The organism is Paenibacillus sp. WG02, assembly GCF_055396115.1.
Map to the genome: position 1 here is coordinate 5,011,088 of NZ_AP036016.1, position 26,969 is coordinate 5,038,056.

Genomic DNA, 26,969 nt, shown 5'->3' on the forward strand with positions numbered 1-26,969 from the left:
ATCGTAAGCATAATCTTAGAGTAGAAACATAGTCTTCCATTTCTCAATCAATCCGATCGTAACGCATCAATTGGTCTTAATTTGGACGCTTTGTTCGCCGGATACAAGCCAAAAATAACGCCGACAAGCACCGAAAATAAAAAGGCATACAAACTAATATCAAAAGACAAACTGGTAGTTTGCTTCGGGCTAAAATAAGGAAGCGCATAGGATAATCCGATGCCAAGCGCTAGTCCGATTAATCCGCCCATACCGCTGATGACGACGGCTTCCACGAGAAATTGCAGCAAAATATTTCTGCGCTTGGCGCCAATCGATTTGCGGATCCCGATTTCACGTGTTCGTTCACTCACCGTAACCAACATAATATTCATTATTCCGATGCCGCCAACCAGTAGAGAGATTAGCGCAACAGCCACTAATTGATTCGTAAGGGTATTCGTCGCTTCAGTCCGTGCCTTAAGCAGCTCATCCTGATTCGTTAAGACGAAGCCGGTGTCGCTTTTGAATTTATACGTCAAATACTGCTTCATGGTATCTTGAGCGGTATAAATATCATCCTTCGTCGGCGCTTCGACGTAAGTTGTGCGAATTTGCCCCAGCTTGAATTGTCGTCTCGCTGTTTCCAGAGGCACAATCACTGCGCTATCGACAGAGGCCCCGCCAATGTTGGAGCCCTTTTCTTTCAGAGTTCCAATCACATTGAACACGACACCGTCGATATTGATATCTTCTCCTACAGGGTTTAACTGACCAAAGAACGTTTTAGCCACTTCGCTCCCCAATATGGCGACATTAGAGCGAAACTCCAGATCAGCTGGAGCAAGATTCCGCCCCTTGTCAATATTCGCTTTAATAATGTTAAAATAGCGATCGTTCGTTCCAATAATGTTATATTTCTCCTGCGTACGATCATATTTAATGTTGGATCCGTTCTTCGTCATCGTTGGCGCAATCGACTGGAACTCTGGAAAATTTTCAAAATTCATCAGCTCATCATAATCCAATTGCGTTGCACGTCCGTTCCCGGTCGCGGTGACAACAAGCAGATTCGTCCCCATGCTCTCGTATTGCTTGGCGATTTGCTCGGAAGTGCCTTGACCTATCGATACCAAGGTAACGACTGAGCTTACTCCAATAATGACGCCCAGCATGGTCAAAAATGTTCGCAGCGGACTCGATATGATCGTACGAAGCGACATTCGAATGAGTTCACTTAACTTCATACGCTCACCTCATGCTGTGCGCTCATCTGAATGTTATTCCGATAATCATCAATAATAATGCCATCCTTAAGAGAAACGACACGCTTGGCGTTGTCGGCAATGTGATGATCATGCGTAATCAATACGATGGTATTTCCTTGTGCATTCAGCTGAAGGATTAGCTCCAGTACTTCTTCGCCAGTTCTGGAGTCCAGCGCTCCAGTTGGTTCATCCGCTAAGATGAGCGAAGGCGATATCGCAAGCGCCCGCGCGATGGCCACACGCTGCTGCTGGCCGCCTGAAAGTTCACTCGGCTTATGATGACCACGCTCGCCCATCCCCAGCATCTTCAACATGTTGTTAGCCCTCTCCCGCCGTTCTTTCCTTGGTATGCCGGCATAGATCATCGGAAGCTCTACATTTTCCATAGCAGACAATCGAGGGAGTAAATTAAATTGCTGGAAAATGAAGCCGATTTTCTGGTTTCGCAATACAGCAAGGGAATTATCACTCATATGCTCGGTCACGACGCCATCCAACGTGTAACTGCCTGAAGTAGGCACATCTAGCAAGCCAATCGTATTCATGAGCGTCGATTTCCCTGAGCCACTCGGTCCGATAATAGCGACAAAATCTCCTACGGCAACGGTAAGCGATATGCTGCGCAGAACATGAAGATCTTCTTCCCCGCGTTTATATGTTTTGGTAACTTCTTTCAGTTCAATGATATTCATACCGCAATAACTCCTTTCCCGGCCGCATTATCTGTTACCGCCACCGCCGTTAGTCCGAGTAGCCCCCGTATTGCCATTGCCCCCAGCACCACCATTTCCGGCTCCACCAGCACCACCTTGGAATCCACCGCCACCAAAACCACCAGCACCACCTGCGCCGCCGTTTTGCTGGAACTGCTGTCTCAAACGATTAATCTCATCTTGGCTTAAATTCTGTTGCCGCTTTACGACAGGCAGAACAACTTTATCGCCTTCTTTAAGACCTTCCGTGATTTCAATTTGCGCTTTGGAACGAATACCAATTTTAACCTCGTGTTCATTATCAACCGTTCCATCGGCTTGCTTCAAAGAAACAAATCGCTTCCCTTTTTGTGATTGCAGCGCTTCTGGCGGTAAATAAATAACATCTTTTTTATCTTGAATTAAAATTTCGCCTGTTGCCGTCATCCCATATTTCAACATATTGTCTTTATTTTCAGCGGCTAGGACAACATCATAGAAGGTTACACCATTTGTTGTCGTTCCTACGGAAGAGATTTGCGTCACTTCAGCCGGGAATATGCGTCCTGGGTAAGAATCCACCTTGATTTCAGCTTTCATCCCTGTCTTAATATTGGGTAAATCCAGCTCATCCACTTGCACCGGCAGCTGCATTTTCGCTAAGCTAGCAACCGCTCCGAACTGCGTACCATTGGTTACTTTACTGCCGACCCTGAAATTACTCAAAATATCATTTTTCTTATTCACAAAGTCGGTTGAAAATACGCCGTCAAAGGGAGCAACAATTTTGAGGGAATCCACCTTGTCCTTAGCGGAGTCTACTTTAAGCTTCTGCCGTTCCAGCGCAGCCTGTTTCGTCAAAATATCATCGGACAATGTATCATTCACGAAGGTTGCTATCGTATCACCTTGATGTACTATGTTCCCCGTTTTGAATGGCAATACGGAAACATTCCCCGTTGTCCCAGCCAGAATCGTCGTAACCTTCAAGTACTGCAAGACACTCTTGCCTTGTGAATCGACAGTTCGTCCACCGATTGTAACCGAACCCGACACATTCGTTCCTGCGTCCATAGAGTTGTCATTCGGGACTACAACTTCGATGTCGATCAGTTTACCGCCTTTTCCATCCGATTTTGGATCTTTGGAGATACTTTGAATCGATCCCGTTTTCGTAATCATAAACCCATCTAATGTTATATCCACCGGATCTCCCTTATGCAGCTGGGAAGCATCTTCCACAAAGAAAGGAAGCGTTACGGTTAAAGTGCTTAAATCACCAATCGTGGCAATTTTGGTCGATTTATTGATTGTTGACCCTAAATCGATGTTAGTCGCGTATGTAAGTTTACCGGAAATAGGTGCTTTAACACCCATCAATCCTTGCTGCTGCTGTAAGGCATTCAAATCTTTCTGAAGCTGCTCATAGGTCAGTTGGGCATCTTGCAAATCGCTTTCCAAGCTCGAACTCGTTAGTTCAATTAACACATCTCCAGCTTTAACCGCTTGGTTTCGTGTTAAATGAATGGACTTAATATTCGCATTTTCTGTGGATGAAATCGTTTGCATATCTTTGGGTTCGAACTGTGCCGTGCCGGAGACGGAGAAGCGGATATTCCCTTTCTTGGCATCGACTGTTACCTCTTTAACGGCAGCAGCTTTTGCTTTCTTCCCTTTCCCGCCGAAGTAAGCATACGAACCACCTGCACAAACGCTTACTGCAATAATCCCAATGAACCACTTACTGCGATACCATTTCATGAATTGACTTCCCCCTTATAGTTTTCACAGAAAACTGGCTTCGAAAGAATAGGCTTATTTTTTTGTTCTACCAAACTTTCAACGTAAGCCTAGAGTTTTCCTACTTCGCTTTCCCTTAAATTAATCATGTTTGGATGTAAGCAACTCCATTAGCTGCTGTTCAACACTGATTCCCATACTTCTTTGATCAAAAAGCTGAAAATCATCGTCACCACGGTCCGTCATGCCGGATTCAACCTGGCGCTCCGCTTTTCTTTTTTGAATAAATGCATTGACGCGCTTTTCCCGTTCTTCTGAGGACACTTCATCACCCAGGTTGTCCATCCGCTCCGCCATACGCTTCTTCATTTGCTTGGATTGTTCATCCAGAAATGTTTGCTGCGGAAGCGTTAAACCCTTGATGACTTGTTTTTGTTCGGACTCGGTAATGCTTCCTTTTTCCATACTTTTGCGAACATAAGGCAGAATAGCCGCAGCCTGCTTGGCCGTAATGGTTAGAGAGTCAAGTCGATCCATTCGAATTAGTCCCTGAAACAGCATAACGAGCTGCATCTCTCTAAGATTTTGGACATCTTCGGCGGGGGGGTCTTCCTGAGGCGTTTTCCCAATTGATGGAGAAGGCGATGCCAATGCCGACGTGCTTTCAAGCGAAGGCATGTGCCCGCTGCAACCACTTAGCAGAATGGAAATGAGCGTTAAACGCAGCACCAATTTCCGTGTGTATATCAACTTACATTCACCTCCAAAGCAAAAAATCCTGTCTAATAGCAACAGGATACGAAAAAAGGATGAATTAAGTTAGTATTAGTTGTAAAAAAACTGTGAATGATCTATGAAATACGAGGAAAAGTAACACGAAATTCGGTCCCTTCGCCGACCCGACTGCGAACATGGATCGTTCCATTCATGCCTGTAACCAAATGTTTCACGATCGTAAGTCCAAGACCCGTTCCTGTCTTAACGTCGGACCGCGAAGTTCTTGCTTCATCTGCTTTGTAGAAACGATCCCAAATACGTTCTAACTCGGCATCTGTCATCCCTTCCCCTGTGTCACGAACATACATATGAACCTCATGCTCATGCTCTTCTAGAGCTACCGTTAGCGTTCCGCCTTTTGGTGTGAATTTCAACGAATTATAGATTAAATTCTGTACGATTTGGGCAAATCGATCAGGGTCCAATTGAACCTGTGAGGGCACCTTATCCGGCTCTGGAAGAATGAGGTGAAAGTTGATTTCCTTCTCTGCTATTGGTGCCTTCAGCAGTTCCAACGAATCTTCAATTGTTTCTGCGATGTATACAGGTCTAAGTCGGAACACATCGACCCCATTTTGAATCTGCGCCAAATCCAATAGATCGGTCACAAGCCGCTGAAGCCGCTGAACTTCTTGATCACAAATACGTAAGTAATGTGAATATTTGTCTTCTGGAATGACCTTATCATTCATGGCCACAATAAAACCGCGAAGTGTCGTCAGCGGAGATCGAAGCTCATGGGATACATTCGTCAAAAACTCCTGCCTTGTTCCTTCCCATTCCTCCAACTGTTCTACCATGAAATTGAAGCTAGCAGCAAGCTGCCCTACCTCATCGTGTGAGGTTACCGGAACACGTGTAGTGAAATCACCATGTGCGAGCTCAAGTGCGGCTCGATTCATCTGTTGAAGCGGACCAGCGAGTTTGCGAGAAATGATAAACAGAATGAAACCAACAGCTACCAGTGAAAATAAGAGAGGAACCAGAATGTTAACGCGAACTGCGGAAATGGCCTCACTGATATCTCCAGCCGGAAAAGAAAGAAAAATGACCATAGGCTGTCCGTTTAGTTGATACGGGGCGTGATACGTAAACAGATTTACATTCCGTCCATCAGGTGTCGTTAAGCTAACCATTCCATAGCCGGAATGACCGTGAAGACCATCGATAAAAAGCGCATCCATCTGTTTAGGAATAGCTTTCCCTTCGCTTTCGGAGGAGCCATTCAGAATATTCCCCTTGTCATCAACAAGCCAAACTTGTCCATTAATGCTTCTAGCCAAAATACGTACCGTATATTTCAGCTCTCGGGTTGAGATCGTACCATCCTGTAACGAATTCATTAAGCGAGTGACTTCCACATTACGCTTCTCCATCAGTTCGATCTTATCTTTATAAAATAGATCCGTAAAATAGTAGTTCCAGAACAGGAATAGACCAGCAAAAAAAAGCACACAAGTCGCAAGAAAAGACAGGAAAATTTTCAAATATAAGCTGTTGCTCTTTCCCGTCAGCCACCGTTTAAACATGCTGAACCACCTCAAAGGAGTAGCCAATTCCCCACAGGGTTTGGATGCACCACGTCTCATGCTGTCCTAGTTTTTTACGCAAGTTTTTCACATGGGCGTCCACCGTTCGCGTACCGCCTGTAAAATCAAAATTCCACACATAACCGAGAAGATCCTCACGAGTAAATACGCGGCTAGGATGACTGGTAAGGAAATACAACAGCTCAATCTCCTTAGGCGTAAGCTCAACCCGTTTCCCACCGACTGTGACCCGATACTGCTCAAGATCGATAACAATATTGCCGATCTCCAGCCATTTACGGGAGGAATTCTGGGGTTGAGACAGTTCCGTAGACACTTGAATCGTTCGGCGTAGAACGGCCTTAATACGGGCAATGAGCTCATTCGGATCAAAAGGCTTGACCAAATAATCGTCAACCCCAAGATTAAACCCTCTTAGCTTATCGATGGACTCCCCTTTTGCTGTGAGAAAAATGATTGGTGTTTGATGAAAGGGAGCATCCATTTTGCGAATTTGCTCACACAACTCGTAGCCAGATATATCAGGAAGCATGATATCCAGCAGAACCAAGCTTGGTTTTTCATTTATTATCGTACGAAGCACTTCCTGCCCTCTCGGCAAAATAATTGCCTCATAGTTGGAGTGCTCCAAATACAATCTGACGACTTCAGCAATATTCGGTTCGTCATCTACAACTAGAACTTTGCCATCCGAACTCATCTAGCGCCACCCTTTTCCATGCGAATCTGCTGCTGCCTTGCTCTTTCATTGATTACCTCGGAGCGGTCTCTCCGCGTATGTTTTTGGATGAGCAGCTCATCCTCCATCAGGCTTGGCGCCTGCCATTTCAGCCCTCTTCTTTCGCACTCTTTTATGCAAAAATCTATAAGCTCCGGGTCCGTAATAGGTAAATTAATATCCTGATATAGGAATTCATCACGCTCAATTGAAGACCAAACCTGGTTAAGAAGCTCTTGAAGCTTATCGGGATTTAGCCCCAAGGAAAGGACATGAGGAGTTTCCGCGTTCCTTCCTGCGCTTTGCAGCATTTTCACAGCACCATTGCGGTTCCCTCGACGAATATGATACATCCCAACTGCAATTTGAATAAGAGCGACATAGGTTCTGCTGCGTGCATCCCCTGGGTGCTCCTTCCAGAACTCCTCCATCACTTCATGGCATTCAAAATAATCCCGTTGTGCATGGAAATAAAGTAAATATTCGATATATGCCTCCGGATACGGCTTCATGAATCGTTCCCCTCACCTTGTTGTGATCACGGTAATACTTAATTACTTCTCATGTTACTCCAAAAGTTATGCCTCCGTCCAACATCTATCACGGGACTCACGAACTTTCATACATTTTCCAACGCAACCAAACTATCATTTCCTACGTCAAATTAAGTAGTTTACTAGAAAGAGGCGTGATGGATGAAAATTGGAAAATGGATGCTCACAGGCACCCTGATATTATCAATGGGCGTACCAAATGCTGTTCAGGCAGCAGGTACAGTTCAATCAAATCCGGACAAAACAACGAAATACCGCGTCTATCAGTACAATCATGTACTCATGGAATTCGCAGCTTATGGGCAAGCAGAAGCATTTGCAAAAGGCTTTTCGAATAGCCATGTAGAAGAAATAAGCACTCGCAAATGGCTGTGGAACAATTTCCCCCGCTATCAAGTTTTTCAGTTAGATGCATCGCTGCCTGAGTGGCAATTTGCCTCATTGGATGCGGCCGTCGCTGAAGCAAAGAAATGGAGCTACGCAAGTGTTCGAGACCTGCAATCCACAGGATGGGCGTGGAACAACTACCCTAATTTCCAAGTGTACCAAAATGAGATCACGCAGGATTCTTGGAAGTTTCCAACGCTGAATGAGGCCGTGGACGAAGCGAAAAAATGGGGCGGCGCCCATATTATTGATTTAAACGGTAATAAATGGATTTGGGACAATATTTCTAGTGACGAAAAGAAAGCACTTCGTACTGGCGAGCTTATTTACAAGGTTTATCAAGGCACATTTTCAGCAGACAATTGGGAATTTGCCTCTTTAGAGGACGCTATTAATGAAGCTCTCAAATGGGGAAATTCAACAGTCGTCAATAAAAATACGAAAAAAACCGTGTATAGCAATCTTAAAGTTTATAAAGTATTTCAGAATGACACATTTTTGCAGGACTTTGCTTCCTTGAATGAAGCAGCAGATTACGCTCGCCTATGGGGACACAGCTCAATATTCATGGATGGACGTAAAATTTGGAACAACTACGCCTCGTATCAAGTGTTTCAGAATACAGCACTCATTGGCGAATTCAAGACGATCCCCGAAGCATTGAGTTACAGTGTGCAGTATAGTAATTCTTCCGTTCAAACGCTCGATCATAGCTTTCTTTGGGATAACTTCAAAAAGCTGCAGGTATGGGGCTGGAACGGCATGGCCGGTGGTGATGCGATTAAAGCGCATGTGAACAATACGGTTGGTCTTGACGTTGATTCTCCGAGCTATTTCGAGCTTGCGGATGCAGCTGGTAATTTAAAGGATCAATCCAATGCCGATACGGTCAAATGGCTCCAAAAGAATGGTTACACCGTGTATCCGTTAGTCAGCAACCAATTTAACGCAACCTTGACGACGCAATTCCTTGCGGATAGTGCTGCACAAGACAAATTCGTTAAGGCCTTGGTAGACCGCTCTGTCCAGCTTGGCGTTCCAGGCATTAATGTTGATTTTGAAAGCCTGGCTGGTTCGGATCGTAATGCTTTTACAGCTTTCATTGCCAAATTAACCTCTTACGCTCACTTGAACAGCCTAATCGTATCCATTGATTTACCGCGTGGAAGTGTCAAATGGAACCATCTTTCTGCATTCGATCATGAGAAGCTGGGGAGTCTGGTTGACTACGTTGTCATCATGGCCTACGATCAGTTCTGGCGCGGCAGTACATCTGCGGGGTCCGTAGCTGGACTTCCTTGGACGGATGGCGGTATTCAAGAATTTCTGTCCTATGGCATTCCGCGGGACAAAATCATTCTAGGTATCCCCTACTATGTGCGTGAATGGAAGCTGGATGCAGCCGGGGTGTTGCAAAGTAATCGAACCTTGCTGATGAAAGACATCCCTGCCTTATTGGCTTCCAAATCAACCAAACAAACTTGGGACACAACCTATGAACAATATCGGATCGAGTACCAAGAGGATGGCTTCACCTATGTATTCTGGCTAGAAGATCAGGCTACGGTCAAAGCTCGTCTGGACATGGCGAAAAAGTACGACATCGCAGGTGTTGCCGCATGGCGGCTTGGTTATGATCAATCGGACTTATGGAAATTGATTTTGCAGAATAAATGAAAAAATAAAAGATGGCTCCTGTATTCGTTATTTGCCGGGAGTCATCTTTTTAATGTCCATTGATAACGATTGTTAATTCATTCGATATAAAGAGTTCAAAGCGCTCAGAGGGCATCCAGCTCCTTACTTGAACGTTAAGAGTCTCTAGGGACTCCTATTTTTACATAATACGATGGAAATGAAGAAATAGTAGTCTCTAAAGGCTCTTATCCAACTTCGCATTTCTCCCGAATTGATCCCTTGTGGAAAAATCGGACTATTATTATGAAATCGACTCGTTTGTACAACATTTCGAGCCAATTTGTTGAGAAATGGCCTGTGTATGGCTCAACCGAAAAGATCGATTCATTCAAACCTTATTCCCCCCTACTTCAACATTTTCCCACGTGTAATCCTCAGCCTCCTTATTCAAGGAAATATAAACATAAAAAGACCCGAGAGAGGTAACTTTTTTCAAAGTGTCTATCTTTCGGGTCACAGTTCAAACCTGCATGGTATTTTTTTATGCAGATCAGATAAGTCCCCATTCGCTAAAAATGGTTTCAGTACCGCAGCCCGAACAGTATTTGGCGTCCGGCTTGTTAACTTTATAGCACCCTTTGTGCAGTAAGGTTTTCTCTTTGGTACACTTATTCTTCAGCGGCGCTCCACAACGAATGCAGTAGTTATCTTCTTTATCAGCTACATATTTACACCGGACACATTGTTGCAGTTCATCCTTAGCCATAGGTTCACCCCTTGAAGTTTGGTAGCTACTTCATGTATATGTGGATAAACACTGCTGAGGTGAATTACAAACCCTTCCAGCCGATGTATAAAAATAGGCCTCTTTCGACCACCCTAAATAAAGTGAGACTTTGTTCTCCAAACAAAGCTCCCTATTTTAACTTAAGGAGGTGAAAGAGGCATGGCTAAAGATGTTCTTTGTGAAGTGAATTCCTGCAAATATTGGGCTACCGAAAACAAATGCAATGCGAGCTCGATTTATGTCGTGAGTCACCGCGGCAGTAACCAAGCTCGTAATTCTGAGGAAACGGATTGTAAGACTTTTGAGTCTAAGATTTAGTGCGTTGAGGAAGTGTAAAGAGCAAGAGCGTAGCTAGAGCGTTAAGCCAAAGCGTTGAGTTTGAGCGTTGAGCTAGAGCTTTGAGCTAGAGTGAGAATTCAGAGCGTAAAAAGAGGCCCTGTCGGGGGCCTCTTCTTTTTTTTCCTTGCCCTTATTCACATTGTAACCAATAATGATAATTATTATCAGTGTTTCGAGGAGAGATTTTCGAGTTCCTCGAGATCTTGTGTTGGCGCTTGGCAGGCAAAGTTCTGGCACACGTAAGCCGTGGCCTGCCCTCCAAGCGGCAACTTGTCTTGCACAAGCGGAATAAGCTTGCGCACTTCTTCACCCGCCGCTCCCGGTGGATGAAGAATCAGCAGCGCATTCGGCAGATACTGCCGCTGCACCGTGCGCAGCATGTGCTGCGTCTCTGCCTTCGCCGGGTCGCCGGCGATGACGATTTCGCTGGCTTCGCCATAAGCGAAGTCGAGCGCGGCCAGCGTGAGCGCGTGGCCCGGCGGGTAGGACGAAACAGCTCCGGCGAACGCCTGGAGCTGCACATCTGCTGCCTGCGACAGCTTCGCGTCGTAGGTCAGCCTGGACAGCCGCAGCATATTGAGCGCGGCTGCTCCGTTACCCGACGGCATCGCGCCGTCGTAGATCTCTTTGGGGCGGGTGAGCAGCTGCTCGGCATCGCTGCCGTAGAAGAAGAGCCCGCCCTTCTCTTCGTCTCCGAAGAGACGAAGCATCTCCGCGTTTAGCTGGACAGCTTCACGGAGATAGCGCAGCTCGAACGTGGTTTCGTACAGCTCAATGAGGCCCCAAACGAGGAACGCGTAGTCGTCCACGTAGCCGAGGAAAGCCGCTTCGCCATCGCGATAGCGGGCGAGCAACCGCCCGTCCTCGCGGCGCAGCTCGCGCAGGATAAATTCCGTTGCTTTCGCGGCTGCCTCCGCGTAAGCCGGCTTGTCCAAGGCGCGTGCCGTTTTGGACAGCGCAGCGATCATCAGACCGTTCCACGCGGTCAGAATCTTGTCATCCTTGCCCGGATGGATGCGCTGCTCGCGATGCTCGAACAGCTTGACGCGGGCAGCCTCAATCTGCTGCTTCAGCTCATCCAATGGGATTTGCTTCCGCTTCGCAAAAGACTCCATCGTCGTTCCAATTAAATTCGGGATATTATGCCCCTCAAAATTGCCCGACTCCGTAACATCATACAGCTCGGAATATAGATCGCCTTCTTCAATCCCTAATATGTCTTCCACTTCATCCGGCGTCCAGACGTAGAACTTGCCTTCTTCGCCTTCCGAATCCGCATCCTCAGCGGAATAGAAAGCTCCGCCCTCGTCCGTCATATCCCGGAGAACATATTTAATAATCTGCTCAGCGACCTCTGCATACTTCTCTTTTCCAGTAACTTGGTAAGCTTCTATGTAAGTCATAATTAATAGAGAATTATCGTAAAGCATTTTTTCGAAATGCGGCACCAACCATTTTTCATCTACGGAATAACGAGAAAATCCGAACCCAACGTGATCATACATGCCTCCGCGATGCATGGAATCTAGCGTTTTTTCCACAATCTCAAGCGCACGTGCATTGCCCGTTTTTTGATAGTATCTCAGGAGGAAAGATAGATTGTGAGATGTAGGAAACTTCGGAGAGCTGCCAAATCCGCCATGTTCTGGATCAAACATCTTGCCATATAACCGGAATGCTTCATGAAGCGTTTCCTCCTTCAACTCGCCACCTGTGCGATGCTCTAGTAAACGACTGGTTGTCTCTTGAATGACCTGTTCGCCAACCTCACGAATACCATCAGCGTCATCTTTCCACTTAATCGCAAACTGCGCAACAATCTCAACCATACCTGCACGGTTGTACTTCCGACTGCGTGGGAAATATGTCCCTGCGAAGAAAGGCTTCTTCTCGGGTGTCAGAAACACCGTAAGAGGCCATCCCCCTTGCCCTGTCATCGCCTGACAAACGGCCATATAGATATGGTCAACATCCGGACGCTCTTCGCGGTCCACTTTAATCGAAATGAAATCTTTATTCAGCATGTCTGCAACGGTTTGGTCTTCGAATGATTCGTGTGCCATGACATGGCACCAATGGCAGGTCGTTATAAGCCTAACTACGAGTACCCAATAGATAAAAAGATGGGCTTATGATCACTCTTCGCGATTTCAAAGGCCTCATCAGACCAAGGGAACCAATCCACCGGATTGTACGCATGCTGCAACAAATACGGAGACTTTTCCTTGGCTAATCTATTGGGTTTGTTGTTCGTTGTCATGGGGCATCACCTCCTTGTATTTTGGATATTTTTGTCGATATAATAGCTTAGCATACCCTACAACAAAACGAAAAACCCATGTCAGTGGGACATGCGTTTTGGATTATGAGCTTGACAACCGAACTCTGCAGTTTTGGTTACCGATTTGGCGGATCTTTTGGGGAACAATCTTCTGACCTCATCGCTGCCACCGATGAGCTCTCCCACCTTGATTGTGATTGGTTTCACTACCCAAAAACCCTCTTAACAAGAGTAAGCTTCGTTTGATTTTTTAATTACAATAGATAACTTATAATTAACGTGTTTATTTAATTCGGTCAAGAATAGATCCAATTCATTGTTAGAAGGAAATCTGCACTCCAAGAGATAACAGCCCTCACCACTAATTTTATAATTGTTCATGATGAATGGCTGTTGTTTTTCTAAAAAGGTTAAAAAGGGACTATGATCCATACTTTTTGTATAGATATTTATGAATGCGTGTATAGCATATCCAGCTTTAATTTGATTTAAATTAATCGTATATCCTTCGATTACACCTTGTTCCTCTAATTTAATCACCCTGGATGCTGTTGCCTGACCCGTCAAATGAACTTTCTTACCTAATTCTTTCATTGTGATACGCCCATTATTTAATAGTTCCTCAAGGATTCTGCTATCCGTATTATCTAACAAAAGAACAACCTCTTTCATAAATCAAGTCGTATTCAAATACACTTGATTTTATTTATGTACGACTTTCTCCTTAAATATTATCTTATAAGAGAAGATTATTAAAGGAGGAATACAGCATGAATATCAGACAAATACGCAATGCAACAGTAATTGTGAACTATGGGGGAAAGAGATTTTTAATTGATCCCTTCTTAGCGAAAAAGGGAGCTTATCCACCATTTCCAAACACGTTGAACCAGGACCAATTTAATCCAACCGTAGATTTGCCCATCCCTGTTGAAGAGATCATTGAGGCTGATGTCGTTATTGTCACTCACTTGCACCCTGATCATTTTGATCCTGCTGCAATCGAAGTGTTACCTAAGACTATTAAAATCATTGCTCAGTCTGAAAAAGAAGCAGCGGCAATTCGAAAAGAAGGTTTTCAAAATGTAGACTCTATATCTAATGTTTCAAATATTGAAGGCGTTAGCATCACTAGAACATACGGGAAACACGGAACAGGCGAAATCGGAGATTTTATGGGTGAAGTTTCAGGCGTTGTTTTTAACCACCCAGATGAAAAGACGCTGTATATGGCAGGAGATACTATATGGTGCAGTGATGTTGAGGATGCCATCAAGCAGCACAATCCTGAAGTGATTATTGTAAATGGAGGCGCTGCTCAGTTTCTTCAAGGCAATGCTGTGATTATGACGAAAGAGGACATCTATCAAACCTATTTGGAAGCTCCTCAGTCGACTATCATCGTTTCTCATATGGAGGCTCTCAACCACTGCTTATTAACACGCCGAGAATTAAGAGATTTCATTCATGAAAGAGGTCTTTCTAACAGCATATTAGTACCTAACGATGGGGAATCATTCTCTTTTTGATTCAACTCGTCATTATAAGTTAGCACCTGTAAGAGAAAGTAGTGGTAGCATGTCAATTCTCGATAAGAGCATCACAATTCATAAACCAAGTCATGTACTGCAAGAGAATAAGATTCTTCTACTTTGGAGTCTATCGATATGTATAGTTGTTGTTAATGATTTGCGAAATTTTCAAGCGTCACGGTAACTTCTCTACATGAATGAATTCTATTTCCTAGAACATATAAGCCGCTACCAGCGAGTTTTCACGCATAGCGGCTTATTCTTATCTTTGGTTTTCGAAAGCGGGTTACTTACGAAAATCTTCAGTCTTTTCGCTGTCTCATATCCTTGATCACAGGTAACTTTAGTCAGCTATACCCAATATATAAGAAAATAGGCATATTTTCTCGTATCGCTTTGTCAAATGCTGCTATGGCCATATTCACGGTTAATCTAAAGCGAATATTGAAGCTGATGAAGTAAGAATCCAGCCATTGGGGTCTGCCTAGATAATGAAAAGACGACCCTCCCCCCTAAATTATGGGAATGAAGGTCGTCTTTTTATTCGTATCTCTAGCTGCTCCGAAAAACTACAAGTTCTTCAGTGGTCTGGTCTGTTGGACATGAGTTTTTGATTATGAATTTGACAACCCCTCTCTGCCGTTTAGATGGTCATTTACGCTTTTGAGTATCTTAGAATCCTCTTGTACATCGTTTTGTTCTTCAAAGTGTTAAAAATACTCATGTCAGGTTGAGTATTAATCTCCAGAATCCATGGCTTCATTTTAGAGTCAATTGCTATATCAACACCGAAAGCTCGCTTACTCCTATAACTTTTACTAAGGACATTGCTTGCTTCTTTTCCTAATATCTCCATTCTTTGAATATATTTTTTCATAGAGTCTCCCTTAAGATGTGATTTGAGTAACGTGTCTATTGGCAAAGGAGTACCTCCAGAATGATAATTAGTTACAATATTATTAGGCTTCGCTAACCTTCCAACAATGCCTGTCGGGATCAATATTTTATTTCTGTTCTTTTGTACCATAACTCTGATATCAAATGCTCGTTTGTTATGTTTTAACAAATCAATACCTTGCTGAACTACATACTTAATTTGTTTGAATGATATATGAAGAGAACCATATAAAGCGTCAATTGAATTGAAATCTCTAGAGGTAGTCCCACTTCTTAACGAATACCCGTTTTTAGTTTTTGTTATTTTATATATCCCATGACCTCCTGTCCCCTCATCAGGTTTTAAATAAAGTGATTCATATAATCTTATCATTGTTTTTATATTGGATTTAGAGGCTATTCGAGTATCAGGCAGGAAAGTGTTTATAGCATTAAATCTTTTCATGAAATTATGTTTCCCTAATTTGCCCATCTTGTACTTAACCTTTTTCACATAATCAACCTCCTACATCTTCGCCAGATTAATATATGTACACAAGTAAATGTAAGGTACAGGCAATAGATGGTTTTGAAAATTAATTTTCAAGCCAATTTCCAGTTTATGTATCCATGGGCAAGGGAATGAAATTACGCTAAGCGAATTACTAAATCATTTTGTCAAGTGACAGCAGAAAAGCCGGTTTCTCCCTACTATAAGGATCACCGGCTTTCATATCGTTTCTACTCTTTTCCTATATACTTATCCATAAAGCTATCTACTCTTTGGAAATATTCAGTGGGGTAATGATTGATGGCATCGATATGCTCCGTATTATTCGGATACCATGCTTCTGCATATGGGTCATCTTTTAATGACTCAAAAATTGCTTCTGTATTTTTATAACTAATTTGCTGATCTCCAGTTCCATGAATCAGCATAACTGGCTTGTCTTTCATCTTCTTTACTGCATCCATAGGAGATACGGAATCAAGATCAACCTTTAAGACCCATTTACCCACCCATATCGATGTATAACTAAATGGAAAAGAAGGTAAACCTGAAAAGAAGGGCAAACCCTCTCTCAGAAATAGACCAGCATTACGAAAAGGACTATCCGCAATTACGGCTTTGATGTCAGCACTTTCACTTGCGGCTAGCAAAGAAGTAGCAGCACCCATTGAAAAGCCGATAACTCCAATGTTATCACCCGTATGGTCTCTGGATTTTAAATAGCTTACAGCTCCTAGCAAATCGTATTTTTCATTGAAGCCCAGTGTAATCAAATCACCATCGGATTTACCTTGCGAGCTGAGGTCAAATGCCAATACATTGTAGCCTTTCGGAACGAAATGCTCTACTAACTTTGGAGTTCGCCCTTTGACTAAACGATTGCTCGTATATCCATGGACGACAATAATCGTCTTATTACTTGCTTTACCAGAAAGACCACTTGCAGGAAAGAAGGAACCTCTAATCGTATTATCATTTTTCAAACTCTTGAACTCGACCTCTTCGAAGGGAGTTTTATCGATATTCAATTCGTAGCTGACATTAGTGTCTCTAGGATGGTGCATCAAAGTATCCATTACTTTATAGGATATAAAAAATACAAAACCTATCACAAGCAATAGCACAATCCCTAGGATCAATAAAATTTTCCTCCGTTTTTTCGAACGAACGTTTAGTATCAAATTTGGTTGTAATGATGTTTGACTCATTCAAATTCCTCCTGTTTTTCTTTATGTTGTATGGGTGCGAACAAATATAAGGCATGCCCCTTCAAGCTTTCCCACTCGGGGTGATGAATAATACTTTCTCCTAGAGTTAAACCTACTCCGTTTAAGAAAGAGATGTAGGCACGAGAGATCATTGCCGGAGAAAAGTTTTTGTTGAATTCTCCCATTAACTGTCCCTTGGCATAGACGCATTCGATAGTATCTGTCATTACTTTTGTACTTTCAAGGACCATCTGTGTAAGTTCAGGAAATCTTATCCGTTGTCCTAAGACATATTGAACAAGCCGCAATTCATTTGTATAGCAATAGATATGATTGAATTGTTCTTCTACCATGTTCTTAATTAATACGCCCGGCGTTCCCTCTTCTTTTAGACAAGCAAGCGATTTCACCTGAATATCAGCAAGCGGCTCAAGGACAGCGGCGTTGAATAAAGCTTCTTTGTTAGGGAAATATTGAAATATGGTTCCAGGAGACACTCCCACACTCTGCGCAATGAGAGCCGTTGTGGTATTAGAATATCCACTTTCCGCGAACAGGACAACAGCTTCTTTTAGGATACGACTTCGCCGCTCCAGTCTTTTTTCTTCATTGATTGGTCTTGCCAAATGTATTCCCCTCCCTTTAAACTGAATTTTTTATTAATTAAATGATCAATCATTTAATTAATAATATATCTCTAATTACTAATAATAGCAAGAGTGAATTCATCTTACTCCTGAGTAGGATGAAACTTCAAAAAAAAAACAAGCCGGAGCGCTGCCCCACATGCGCTCCGGCTTGTTTTTTTTATATTACTTTGTACGAGTAGACGCTCCGACTTCTTTAAGTATTTCAACAGATTTCCCAAAGGTATAAATGTATAAAGTACGCAGCAGTTTCAGCTTGAAGTCGATTGCCAACATGTATCTGCATGTTCATATTCTTTTCTTTCTCTCTTGGATCCGTTTCAACGCCATCATTGCATGACTTCCACCCTGACCGAACAGATTGTGCAGTTTGTTGTATTCGCGATAAAGCTCATCATAAATGTCGCTATGTTCTTCATTCGGTTTATAGGTTTTATCCATGACGCGAGCCATGCGACCAGCTGCTTCTTCAATACTGTCATACCCTCCGTTCTCGGAACCGGCAGCAACTGCACCAAATATCGCGGCGCCAAGCGCCGCTGTTTGCGTAGAACGGGCAATTTTTATTTCGCGCCGGGTCACATCCGCAAAAATTTGTATCAGCAATGAATTACGTGAAGGCAAACCGCCGCAAGCGAAAAGCTCTTTGATCTCTATACCGGCCACTTCAAACGTTTCGATAATTTTGCGAGTACCGAATGCGGTTGCTTCCAGCAAACAACGATAGATATGTTCCGGTTTCGTCTGCAGCGTCAATCCAAGAATCATCCCGCTCAGATCGGCATCATTAAGAACAGTACGATTCCCGTTCCACCAGTCCAGAGCCAACAATCCATGCTGTCCCGGCCGCATCTCACAAGCTCGTCGTTCCAACCATGCATGAACGGTGATGCCTTGTTTATCCGCTGCTTCTTTCACATAGGACGGCGCTCCCTGCTCCACAAACCAACCGAATATATCTCCGACAGCCGGTTGCCCGGCCTCATACGCATAGAGACCTGGTATGATACCATCCTCGACAATGCCGCAAATCCCTTCCACATGGACCTCTTTATCACTCAGAAGAATATGACAAAGCGATGTTCCCATCGCCATGACCATCTGACCCGAATGGACTGCCCCAGTGCCCGGAACTCACGCATGCGCATCGATTACGCCGACAGCTACTGCCGTTCCCGGTCGTAAACCTGTCATAGCTGCAGCTTCGTTCGTCACTTCGCCCGCCTTCTTTCCGACGGAAACGATGTTGCCTTGCAACTTGCACTCTGCAACTGTCTCAAATCTTGGATCCAACGCCCGGAAAAAGGACGGGGACGGATAACCGTCAACCTTGTGCCAGAATGCTTTAAACCCTGCGCAGCAACTGTTTCTGATCGGATTGGCTGTCAACTGCATCACGATCCAATCTGCCGCTTCCATAAACTGAAAGGTTTGTTCATAAATCAGTGGGGCTTCATTCAACACCTGCCATATTTTGGGGATCATCCATTCCGAAGAAGCCTTGCCTCCGTTCCTGTGCAGGAAAGATTCACCAAGCCGCTCCGCCGTCTTGTTAATCCGGCTGGCTTCTTCCTGTGCCGCATGATGCTTCCAAAGCTTGACATACGCATGCGGTTCTTCGCGATAGGATTCCAGAAAGCATAAAGGCACACCTTCGTCATCAACCGGCAATATTGTACATGCCGTAAAATCGATCCCGATTCCGATGACTTGGTCGGGGTTTATTCCGGAGCTGCGCAATACAGCAGGAACTGATTTCCTCAATACCTCCAAGTAATCATCAGGATACTGAAGAGCCCAGTCGGGCTCAAGGCGCCTTTCGGAATTAGGCAAAGCGTCAGTAATAACACCGTGAGGATACGTCGTAACGTGAACCGCTATTTCCTGTCCATTGTCGACATCAACGAGGAGCACTCTGTCGGACTCCGTCCCGTAATCGACTCCAATCACATACCGCTTCTGCATCTCATTTTCTCTACTTGGCTTCATTTTACGCGTTACCCCGCCTACTTTTGTATACCCGATAATGCTTGCGCATCCCGAATAAGGTATTTCGCAGCCAGCTCAGAGATGTGCTTCCCGCTCTGCGCCTGCACCTCGTTGATGAAAGCACCAAGGTTCCCTTGGTCCAGTTTCACCTGTAAACTTTTAGCAATTCCTCCGTTATCAATCCAACCGCTCCCTGTAAAACGAGTGATGAGCACTTTTAATGATGTTAGGCTTGTCGTGGTTATAAACGTCATCGATTGGCTCGAACGATTCCCTGCTTGATCAGTTGCTGTGACCATAGCTACGTGCGAACCAAGCGGCAAGGTATAGAGAGGAAATGAAGTTTCCTGCGTCATAGGTTGACCATCCAGCGTTGAAACCGTCTTGCCAGGGTCGATGCCGGATAAGTCGTCCGTAACCGCAAATTGCGGTGTCAGGTCATCCGCATCGCTATAAGATTTTGCTGCAGGCACGAAAACGCTAATCGTAGGAGCTGTCCTGTCAATGTTAAAACTAATCGTCTGAGCGGCCTCTGTATTTCCTGCATGATCAGTCGACCTATAGCTAAGGGTACACTTGCACTCTTGATTAAACGTTATAGGTGCAGAATAAGGCTGCCATGTCGTTCCACCGTCCATGCTATAAACCGATGATACGACCCCTGACAAGTTATCTTGCGCCGACAAACTCACAGATACCGGATTCGCATACCAACCATTTTGTCCGTCCGGTTGCGTAGGCGATAGTTCTGCTGTCGTAACAGGCGGTGTCGTGTCAAAATTATTGTACAAACTGTCGATATCCGTTTGCGTCAATGCTTTGCGGTAAATTTTCAGTTCATCCAGCTTACCTATGAAATTTTCACCGCCACCTGGATTCATGCCGACGCGGTCCTCTTGAGACGGGGAATAACGCCGGTAATAGTTTTGGCTAAAAGAGATCGTTCCGCCGGGAGACTGCTCTACTTTGTCCAAATACAGCTTAATCGACTTATTCTTATAATCAACAACTCCTACGAGATGATGCCACTCGTTCGGGCTGTTAAAGCTGATGCTCTTACTCTGGTATGCGTCCGACTTATCACTTCTTGCACCCAGCCTGACCGCGTTGGAGTCGACAATAAGTTCAAGACCAGGCAGTATGCCGTCAATTCGCGTGCCGAGAATATCGTAGTGGGTCCCTCCTGCCGGCATCGAGCTTGGATTCAACCAGACGCTGACGGAGACCGCATCGGCATTGGAAATTTCATTGCCGATCATGTAATGCATGTCGAGATAATCCGCCCCGTTCATATTTATCGCCTGTCCGTACTTGCCGGCTGCGTACCCGCTTGTTCCTACGCGGATCGGATCGTTGCCCTGAGCCGTATCATCATGTGAGTAGCCATTGAAGGAATAGTCTCCGATTAAACCGGCAGGCTGCAAATAGTTGCGAAAATCGTTAAGGCGATGAAACGTCATGCGATTAGAGTTATGTTTGCTGTTCGCGCCACTATATGAAGTGCGGGAAACATAGATTAAATCGTTGCCTTCGAATTGCCAATCGACGTATTGGAAGCCGTCTTTCGCGGCAGAATTGGCCCAGCTCAAGTTCTCATCTTCCTGAATAAGCAGCTTGCCCCGCGTCCAATTGACAAGGTCTGTCGAATAAATGAGCGACAGCACGTTGCGCTGGTTATTTTGCGTCACATTGAAATCGGTATGCTCGTTAACAAGCGCGATATATTTGCCGGATGCGGCATCGTAACGGATGGTGAATTTCACGTCTCCCCCCGGCATGTCGAATTCCCCGTATCTGGTAAACGTCTTGTTGTCCGCACCGAGCTTGTATATGCCTGCACGATTGATAACCGAGCGCCTAAGCACATCCCACACTTGGCCATCCGGCCCGACTACGGCGTTGCCTTCAATATACAGATTGACGTCGGATTCGTTCGATTTCTTCCAGCTGGCGGGGTCCATCAGGTCTGCTGTGTCCGATGCGGAAACGACAAAGGCCCACATTCCCCATGGGTATAAGACTTCAAAGGCTTTATATATGCGTCCGTTCGCTTTCAAAACCGGCGTAGGCGCAGTGTGATACTTGACGTTGTTGTCATTCCCTTGATATAGAAGGGAGGCGTCGCTCCAGGTCGTACCACCATCGGTGCTTTTGCGGATGGCAATGGAGCCGAGGCTATAGTTGGTTCCAAGCAAATAGACGGCCCCGTTATGTTCGAACAAAGTACTCCAATATTGGCCGATAATCGTAGTCGTTTGCGACCAAGTCGCTCCATTATCCGTAGAACGAAATACTTTGGTCGTTTTGTTCGAAGCATTCGGACCAAAATCGTCATCGCTCGCAAGAAGAGTTCCGTCGGAGAGCTTCACAAGGCTGGGGCTCCCTATGTATACGCCTGTACTTGCATCGGAATAATCGATTTGAGACTTGAAGACGTCCGTATAGTTGTTGGCAGATGCAACAGGGATTCCGGCTAACATAATGATAAGCACCGTGAGCTGGATCAATAATGCTTTACTATTCCATTTGAACCGTTTCATTTTAAATTCCTCCCTTGACTATTGTTCATCTTCAATACGCGAGTTCACGGAAATTTTTGACGGTATGAAAAGAGATGAAATTGCCATTATGCGCGCTGTAAGCCCGCTCATCACCCGATCGGCTGAGAATATGAAGATCCTCGCCGTCAATCGTCATGGAGGCATAATGGCGGGAATGCCTGGCGAATGGTCCAATCGCGACAAGGCCGGCAAAACACCAATCCATGCAGTTTTTGGAAAAATGAAGCTGCAACCGCGTCCTCTCATTGTTCGGAAGGTTGTAACGGTCAGCAGGCAGCCGCTCCGCTCTCGTCATGCTGTCCGTTGATTGTGTGCTGAGAAGCCAGTACAGACGGGTTGCTTCGTCATAGATGATGTGGAATTTCATTTGTCCACCCGGGCAAGGAACGAATGCAATCTGTTTGCCCGAAGGGACTCTCTCCAGCATCGTTGTCATCGAACCGTCATCCTGTTCGACCACTTTGGCGATAGCGGCATAACCGCTTCCTCCAGTATGAGCCCTCATCCACAGATGGAACGTCCGTCCGCTCGGATCATGCCAATAATGATCAGGATCGAGGAATTGCACCACGTTCGTCTCGAGCCAACCTGCCGGAGCGCAGCCTCTGCCCGGCGCTACGTCGATATACCGCTTCGGATCGGCATGAAAGAAAGGAACACCGAAATAATCCAGCGTTTCTGCGGGAATCGCATCACAAAATGCTAGCTCCGAAGCAAATGTCCAGTTTTCGGCCCTGGTCAAGTCCGCATCCGTCCTGCCTCGCATAAGGACCGGCGCCAATTCGCCGACCGCCCAAACTTCGATCCTTCCGTGAAGTCGTTTCTCCATGGCCAAATACACCGATCCGTTCGCGTAATGAACGTTGCACGGCGCTTGATGCCAATGCTCGCCACCACTCGTAAGACTCGCAGGCTCTGTCCAACTTTCTCCGTCGTTATCGGAGCGAATGATCGTCAGATCGCCTATATGGCCCAATACATACAAAGAGTTGCCTGCGACGAAAGGTCTTGCATGCACGAATGGAAAGTCCCCCGGTGCACCCACGTTTTTCCTTGATCATCCGACGTGAAAATTTTCCCATAGGGCGGTTGCACACCGGGGCCGCCGAGATCCATGGTCGCCACCAGCCTCCCCGAAGCCAGACGGGCAATGCCTGGGCTATAGCAAAAAACGGAAGACGGAGCGTCGGATTCATAAATTTTGACAAAATCATCGGCAAGCGGTTTCATGAACAGTTACCTCCTATCCTTTCAGTGAGCCAATCATGACTCCTTGGACAAAGTATTTTTGGGCAAACGGATAAATACATAAAACTGGCAAACTCGAAACAATAATAATGCCATATTTGACGGATTCGGCTAAAAACGTTTTCTGGGCCATGTCCTGGTCTCCGATGCCCAATTCGAGCTGCTGCATCATCTGCGTCTGACTGGTCAAAATTTCTCTCAGCACCAATTGCAGCGGGATTAAATTCCTGTCGTTCAAATAAATAAGCGCATTGAAGAATGAGTTCCACTGCCCTACTGCAGCGAACACGACCAGCACGGCGATAATCGCTTTGGACAGCGGTAAAACGACTTTCGTAAAATAACTGATGTTTCCGCACCCGTCCATTTTCGCAGCTTCAAACAGTTCCTGAGGGATTGTAGACTGAAAAAAAGTCCGGGTAATGATGATATTCCACATGCTGACGCATCCCAAAATAATAACGATCAACGGGTTATCGATCATATGCAATTTCCGTACAAGCAGGTAAGTGGGGATCAGTCCGCCGTGAATGAACATCGGAATAATAAACAGCGTAACGATAAACCCACGCCCAACCATATCTTTTCGCGAAAAGACATACGCAGTCATCAAAGTAAGGGTGACGCTGAGCACCGTGCCTCCAATCGTGTACAAAATCGTATTCCGATAACCGATCCATAATTGCTTGTAGTTAAAAATCAAGTCGTATCCGTTTAAATTAAAACCTTTGGGAAATACAAACACCTTCCCTGTTCCGACAGCTGCAGGGTCGCTGAAGGATGCGATAACGACAAAATATAGCGGGTACAGAACGATAATTAATAACAGGGTCAGAAAGGCGAAGTTAATCACATCGTATAAGGTATCGGCCCTGATTCTGCGTACACTTGCGTTCAACTTTTCCCCCTCCTTAAAAAATTCCGGATTGGCCTAATTTCTTGGCCATTTTGTTAACGGTCAGCAGCATGATCAAGTTGATAACCGAATTAAACAGCCCGACCGCAGCAGAAAAGCTGAATTGGGATTGAAGCAATCCCATCTTGTAAACATAAGTCGATATAACTTCAGAAGTCTCCATGTTCAAGGAATTTTGCATTAGAAAAGCCTTTTCAAACCCGACTCCCAATATGCTTCCACAGCTTAATATCAATAGAGTCACAATCGTTGGCAATATGGAAGGCAAATCAATGTGCCATGCCCGTTGAAATTTATTGGCTCCATCTACGGTAGCCGCCTCGTGCAGAGAAGGATCTACCCCCGAAAGCGCCGCCAGATAAATGATGCTTCCCCACCCCATTCCCTGCCAAATCCCTGACCATACGTACAGATGGCCAAAAGCATTCGGGTCCGTCAAAGTCATCAGCGGCCCATTAATTACACCTAAAGCGTTCAAAAACTGACTGACGACGCCTAATCTCGGGGAAAGAAAGACATTCAGCATCCCTACCAAAATAACCGTTGAGATGAAATGAGGAGCATACGTGACGGTTTGCACGATTTTTTTGAGTCTCTTGCTAGCAGCGCTATTTAGCGCCAAAGCAAGGATGATGGGAATCGGAAAGCCTGCAATTAATGAGTAGAGGCTTAAGGACACCGTATTTCTCATCAGTACCCAAAAAATATCCAATTTAAAAAACCGCTGAAAATGATAGAACCCAACCCAATCGCTTCCCCATATTCCCTTGATCGGTTTGAAGTTCTCAAATGAAATCAGTACACCATATAAGGGTACATAGTCGAATAGAATGACATAGATCAGTGCGGGAAGGACCAAAAAATACAGACCGATATTTTCTTTTACCTTAAGAATTTTTTTGCTGAATAGTCTGATGGAAGTGTGCGTGTGCGTTATCATGGCTTCATCCGGATTGATGGTCCTCAACTCCCCTCTTCGAAATCGGACAAGACTTGGTTTTCCTTTTTATTTCCCCAGCTTGCTTGCAGCGTCGAGTTGTTTTTGATTGAGCTGCATGTATTCATCCAATCCCAAATCTTTCAATTTTTTCGTATATGCATCCCATTCGGCATCGACGCTGCCTTTGCCGGAAATCCAGCCTGCAATCGTCGTCTTGATATAGTCATTGAGCGATTTGCTTAAATCGGTCATTCTCAGTTTTTCCGTCTCACTTAGCAACCCGCTGGGCAATGGAGGATAGTTCAAATCCTTGGGAGGTAAATATTTCTTGTAAATATTCACGTATGCCCACTCCCGCGTCCCTTCTTTCTTAAAATTGGCGTTGACGATCTTGTTGTTGAACATATTTTCGTCAAGAAGCGCAATACCATAATTGCTCAAAGGCTTATCGGCATCCGCCACGTTGGTAGTTGGCGTCAGCAACTCGAATTTGCCCTCAGCGTTTTTCTTCCACATGACGCCTTCACTACCGTAATTCTCCATTAATGACCACTCCGGGTCAGCCAACAGCTCTGCCAATCTTGCGGATGCTACAGGATATTTATTATTTTTGAAAATAACGAAATTTCTTGGCCAGATGCTTTTGGTTTGTCGGCGGATGTAAGGATCTTTACCGTTAGAAGACTTAAGCGGTGCCATTGGATACCACCATTTTCCATCTTTCACGTTTTGCCCTTGATCTACAAAAGAGGTCATAGATCCTACTATAGGAGGGTTGGATGAAATGGCGGCTGTGTATTTTCCCCAGTCGTCCGTGAACGCTTCCGGAACCATCAAGCCGTTTTTATATAAATCGGCCATATATTTGATCGGTTCTTTTAGATCGGGATTCGTTGCCTGCGACTTGAATTTTCCGTCTTCCACGATAAAATAGCTGCCTGGGGTATAAACGCCGAACGTCCCGTACATGTCGAATTGACCGCCGATGTTATTGCCGTATAAAGCGTAGTATGGGATTACGTTTTTGGGAATCGAGCCTTTGCCTGCATTACTTTTGAAAGCCATCAGCACGTTTTTGAATTCATCCGTGGTCGTTGGTATTTGAAGTCCCAATTCATCCAGCCACTTTTTGTTGATAAACCATTGATCCCGCAGGTTATAGGAGGTTTCGTTAATGACCGCGTAAGGAAAGCCATACAATTTACCGTCAGGCATCAGCGCCTGCAGCTTTAAATCCGGATTCGTATCAAAGAACTTTTTCCAGGTTGGCGTATATGGCAACAGTTTATCGATCCCTACGATATCTCCCGCATCGATGGCATCCGTCATGACCTGTGCCGTGGCATCCATTCTTAACCCGATATCCGGATAATCCCGGCTGCTGAACATTAAATTCGATTTTTCCACATCGCTGTACAATTTCAAGTTGATTTTAATATTCGTTTTTTCCTCGATTTTTTTCCATATGTCATACTTGGCGATGTCGCCCATATGGGCTCCATAAGCAATTCCCACGGTTAAAGTAATGGGTTCTTTAGTAATCGGGAATCCTGTGGCATTAGTAACTCCGCCATCAAGCATTTTGCTGTCCGTGACCTGATTCTGATCTTCGGCTTTCTGGGTATCCGTACAACCTATTAATGTTCCTCCAACGAGTACGGTACAAATCGTTGAAGTGATAAGTCTGGATATTTTAAACCCCATTTGATACTCCCCCTTTTGATAAGATTCGTGTTTCTTCGATTAAATGTAAACGATTACAGACGTAAAGAAAATTTCATTATAGGACTTCCTTTTATCCTTTTGGGACACAAGGAGCCTTCATCATCTG

At 44.8% G+C, this 26,969-nt stretch carries 24 protein-coding genes and 1 pseudogene; 3 read left to right on the plus strand and 22 right to left on the minus strand.

From position 1 onward, the window contains the following. Positions 1 to 47: 47 nt before the first annotated feature. From ACBP55_RS22810 to ACBP55_RS22840, 7 genes are all read right to left on the minus strand, one after another. The gene (locus ACBP55_RS22810; RefSeq protein ID WP_464645167.1) at positions 48 to 1,226 is read right to left on the minus strand and encodes an ABC transporter permease; all 1,179 of its coding nucleotides are present in this window, start codon (positions 1,224 to 1,226) and stop codon (positions 48 to 50) included. Then, positions 1,223 to 1,939: an ABC transporter ATP-binding protein gene (locus tag ACBP55_RS22815; RefSeq protein WP_464645169.1), complete on the minus strand. Its 717-nt coding sequence runs from the start codon at positions 1,937 to 1,939 to the stop codon at positions 1,223 to 1,225. Before ACBP55_RS22815 ends, ACBP55_RS22810 begins: the two co-directional genes overlap by 4 nt. A gap of 27 nt (positions 1,940 to 1,966) precedes the next feature. Continuing rightward, entirely contained in the window at positions 1,967 to 3,700 is a 1,734-nt protein-coding gene (locus tag ACBP55_RS22820; RefSeq protein ID WP_464645170.1) for an efflux RND transporter periplasmic adaptor subunit, read from the minus strand. A gap of 120 nt (positions 3,701 to 3,820) precedes the next feature. After that, positions 3,821 to 4,429, minus strand: a complete 609-nt coding sequence (locus ACBP55_RS22825; protein WP_464645171.1) for a hypothetical protein — start codon at positions 4,427 to 4,429, stop codon at positions 3,821 to 3,823. Positions 4,430 to 4,530: 101 nt separating this feature from the next. Continuing rightward, entirely contained in the window at positions 4,531 to 5,985 is a 1,455-nt protein-coding gene (locus tag ACBP55_RS22830; protein WP_464645172.1) for a sensor histidine kinase, read from the minus strand. After that, a complete protein-coding gene (locus ACBP55_RS22835; RefSeq protein ID WP_464645173.1) occupies positions 5,978 to 6,706 on the minus strand; it encodes a response regulator transcription factor in 729 nt (242 codons plus the stop codon). The genes ACBP55_RS22830 and ACBP55_RS22835 overlap by 8 nt, the downstream gene beginning before the upstream one ends. Next, positions 6,703 to 7,236, minus strand: a complete 534-nt coding sequence (locus ACBP55_RS22840) for a DUF309 domain-containing protein (protein ID WP_464645174.1) — start codon at positions 7,234 to 7,236, stop codon at positions 6,703 to 6,705. The genes ACBP55_RS22835 and ACBP55_RS22840 overlap by 4 nt, the downstream gene beginning before the upstream one ends. A 183-nt stretch (positions 7,237 to 7,419) precedes the next feature. On the opposite strand from ACBP55_RS22840, the gene ACBP55_RS22845 reads away from it, so the two are divergent. Continuing rightward, positions 7,420 to 9,342 (plus strand): glycosyl hydrolase family 18 protein, encoded by a 1,923-nt coding sequence (locus tag ACBP55_RS22845; RefSeq protein WP_464645176.1) that lies wholly within the window; start codon positions 7,420 to 7,422, stop codon positions 9,340 to 9,342. Between the two features lie 511 nt (positions 9,343 to 9,853). Here the strand turns inward: ACBP55_RS22845 and ACBP55_RS22850 are convergent. After that, positions 9,854 to 10,069, minus strand: a complete 216-nt coding sequence (locus tag ACBP55_RS22850; protein ID WP_029193210.1) for a hypothetical protein — start codon at positions 10,067 to 10,069, stop codon at positions 9,854 to 9,856. Between the two features lie 180 nt (positions 10,070 to 10,249). Between ACBP55_RS22850 and ACBP55_RS22855 the strand changes: the two genes are divergently transcribed. Continuing rightward, positions 10,250 to 10,408, plus strand: a complete 159-nt coding sequence (locus ACBP55_RS22855; RefSeq protein ID WP_084159967.1) for a DUF1540 domain-containing protein — start codon at positions 10,250 to 10,252, stop codon at positions 10,406 to 10,408. Between the two features lie 185 nt (positions 10,409 to 10,593). Here the strand turns inward: ACBP55_RS22855 and ACBP55_RS22860 are convergent, their stop codons facing one another. The 4 genes from ACBP55_RS22860 to ACBP55_RS22875 form a co-directional block, all read right to left on the minus strand. Further along, entirely contained in the window at positions 10,594 to 12,492 is a 1,899-nt protein-coding gene (locus tag ACBP55_RS22860) for a thioredoxin domain-containing protein (RefSeq protein WP_464645178.1), read from the minus strand. Positions 12,493 to 12,527: 35 nt separating this feature from the next. Beyond that, entirely contained in the window at positions 12,528 to 12,689 is a 162-nt protein-coding gene (locus ACBP55_RS22865; RefSeq protein ID WP_464645180.1) for a DUF255 domain-containing protein, read from the minus strand. 81 nt (positions 12,690 to 12,770) lie between these two features. Next, the gene (locus ACBP55_RS22870; protein ID WP_464645182.1) at positions 12,771 to 12,917 is read right to left on the minus strand and encodes a hypothetical protein; all 147 of its coding nucleotides are present in this window, start codon (positions 12,915 to 12,917) and stop codon (positions 12,771 to 12,773) included. Positions 12,918 to 12,932: 15 nt separating this feature from the next. Beyond that, a complete protein-coding gene (locus ACBP55_RS22875; protein WP_464645184.1) occupies positions 12,933 to 13,364 on the minus strand; it encodes an Lrp/AsnC family transcriptional regulator in 432 nt (143 codons plus the stop codon). A gap of 116 nt (positions 13,365 to 13,480) precedes the next feature. On the opposite strand from ACBP55_RS22875, the gene ACBP55_RS22880 reads away from it, so the two are divergent. After that, complete coding sequence (locus ACBP55_RS22880; RefSeq protein WP_464645185.1) at positions 13,481 to 14,239, plus strand: MBL fold metallo-hydrolase; 759 nt, start codon at positions 13,481 to 13,483, stop codon at positions 14,237 to 14,239. A gap of 658 nt (positions 14,240 to 14,897) precedes the next feature. Here ACBP55_RS22880 and ACBP55_RS22885 read toward each other — a convergent pair. From ACBP55_RS22885 to ACBP55_RS22930, 10 genes and pseudogenes are all read right to left on the minus strand, one after another. Further along, positions 14,898 to 15,632 (minus strand): YheC/YheD family protein, encoded by a 735-nt coding sequence (locus ACBP55_RS22885; protein WP_464645187.1) that lies wholly within the window; start codon positions 15,630 to 15,632, stop codon positions 14,898 to 14,900. Positions 15,633 to 15,859: 227 nt separating this feature from the next. Next, positions 15,860 to 16,837 (minus strand): alpha/beta hydrolase, encoded by a 978-nt coding sequence (locus tag ACBP55_RS22890; protein ID WP_464645189.1) that lies wholly within the window; start codon positions 16,835 to 16,837, stop codon positions 15,860 to 15,862. Next, positions 16,834 to 17,463: a TetR/AcrR family transcriptional regulator gene (locus ACBP55_RS22895; protein WP_464645190.1), complete on the minus strand. Its 630-nt coding sequence runs from the start codon at positions 17,461 to 17,463 to the stop codon at positions 16,834 to 16,836. Before ACBP55_RS22895 ends, ACBP55_RS22890 begins: the two co-directional genes overlap by 4 nt. A 309-nt stretch (positions 17,464 to 17,772) precedes the next feature. Further along, a pseudogene (locus ACBP55_RS22900) lies at positions 17,773 to 19,449 on the minus strand (ribulokinase). A 41-nt stretch (positions 19,450 to 19,490) separates the two neighbouring features. Next, entirely contained in the window at positions 19,491 to 22,013 is a 2,523-nt protein-coding gene (locus ACBP55_RS22905) for a sialidase family protein (RefSeq protein WP_464645192.1), read from the minus strand. 31 nt (positions 22,014 to 22,044) lie between these two features. Then, positions 22,045 to 23,052 carry a hypothetical protein gene (locus ACBP55_RS22910; protein ID WP_464645194.1) on the minus strand — a complete coding sequence of 336 codons (1,008 nt, stop codon included), beginning with the start codon at positions 23,050 to 23,052 and terminating at the stop codon, positions 22,045 to 22,047. Then, on the minus strand, positions 22,998 to 23,264 hold the full coding sequence (locus tag ACBP55_RS22915; protein ID WP_464645196.1) for a sialidase family protein: 267 nt from the start codon (positions 23,262 to 23,264) through the stop codon (positions 22,998 to 23,000). Before ACBP55_RS22915 ends, ACBP55_RS22910 begins: the two co-directional genes overlap by 55 nt. Before the next feature lie 13 nt (positions 23,265 to 23,277). Further along, positions 23,278 to 24,180 carry a carbohydrate ABC transporter permease gene (locus ACBP55_RS22920; RefSeq protein WP_464645198.1) on the minus strand — a complete coding sequence of 301 codons (903 nt, stop codon included), beginning with the start codon at positions 24,178 to 24,180 and terminating at the stop codon, positions 23,278 to 23,280. 13 nt (positions 24,181 to 24,193) lie between these two features. After that, positions 24,194 to 25,165, minus strand: coding sequence for an ABC transporter permease (locus ACBP55_RS22925; RefSeq protein WP_464645200.1), 972 nt, complete (start codon positions 25,163 to 25,165; stop codon positions 24,194 to 24,196). A gap of 39 nt (positions 25,166 to 25,204) precedes the next feature. After that, positions 25,205 to 26,842: a type 2 periplasmic-binding domain-containing protein gene (locus tag ACBP55_RS22930; RefSeq protein ID WP_464645201.1), complete on the minus strand. Its 1,638-nt coding sequence runs from the start codon at positions 26,840 to 26,842 to the stop codon at positions 25,205 to 25,207. Positions 26,843 to 26,969 lie beyond the last annotated feature (127 nt).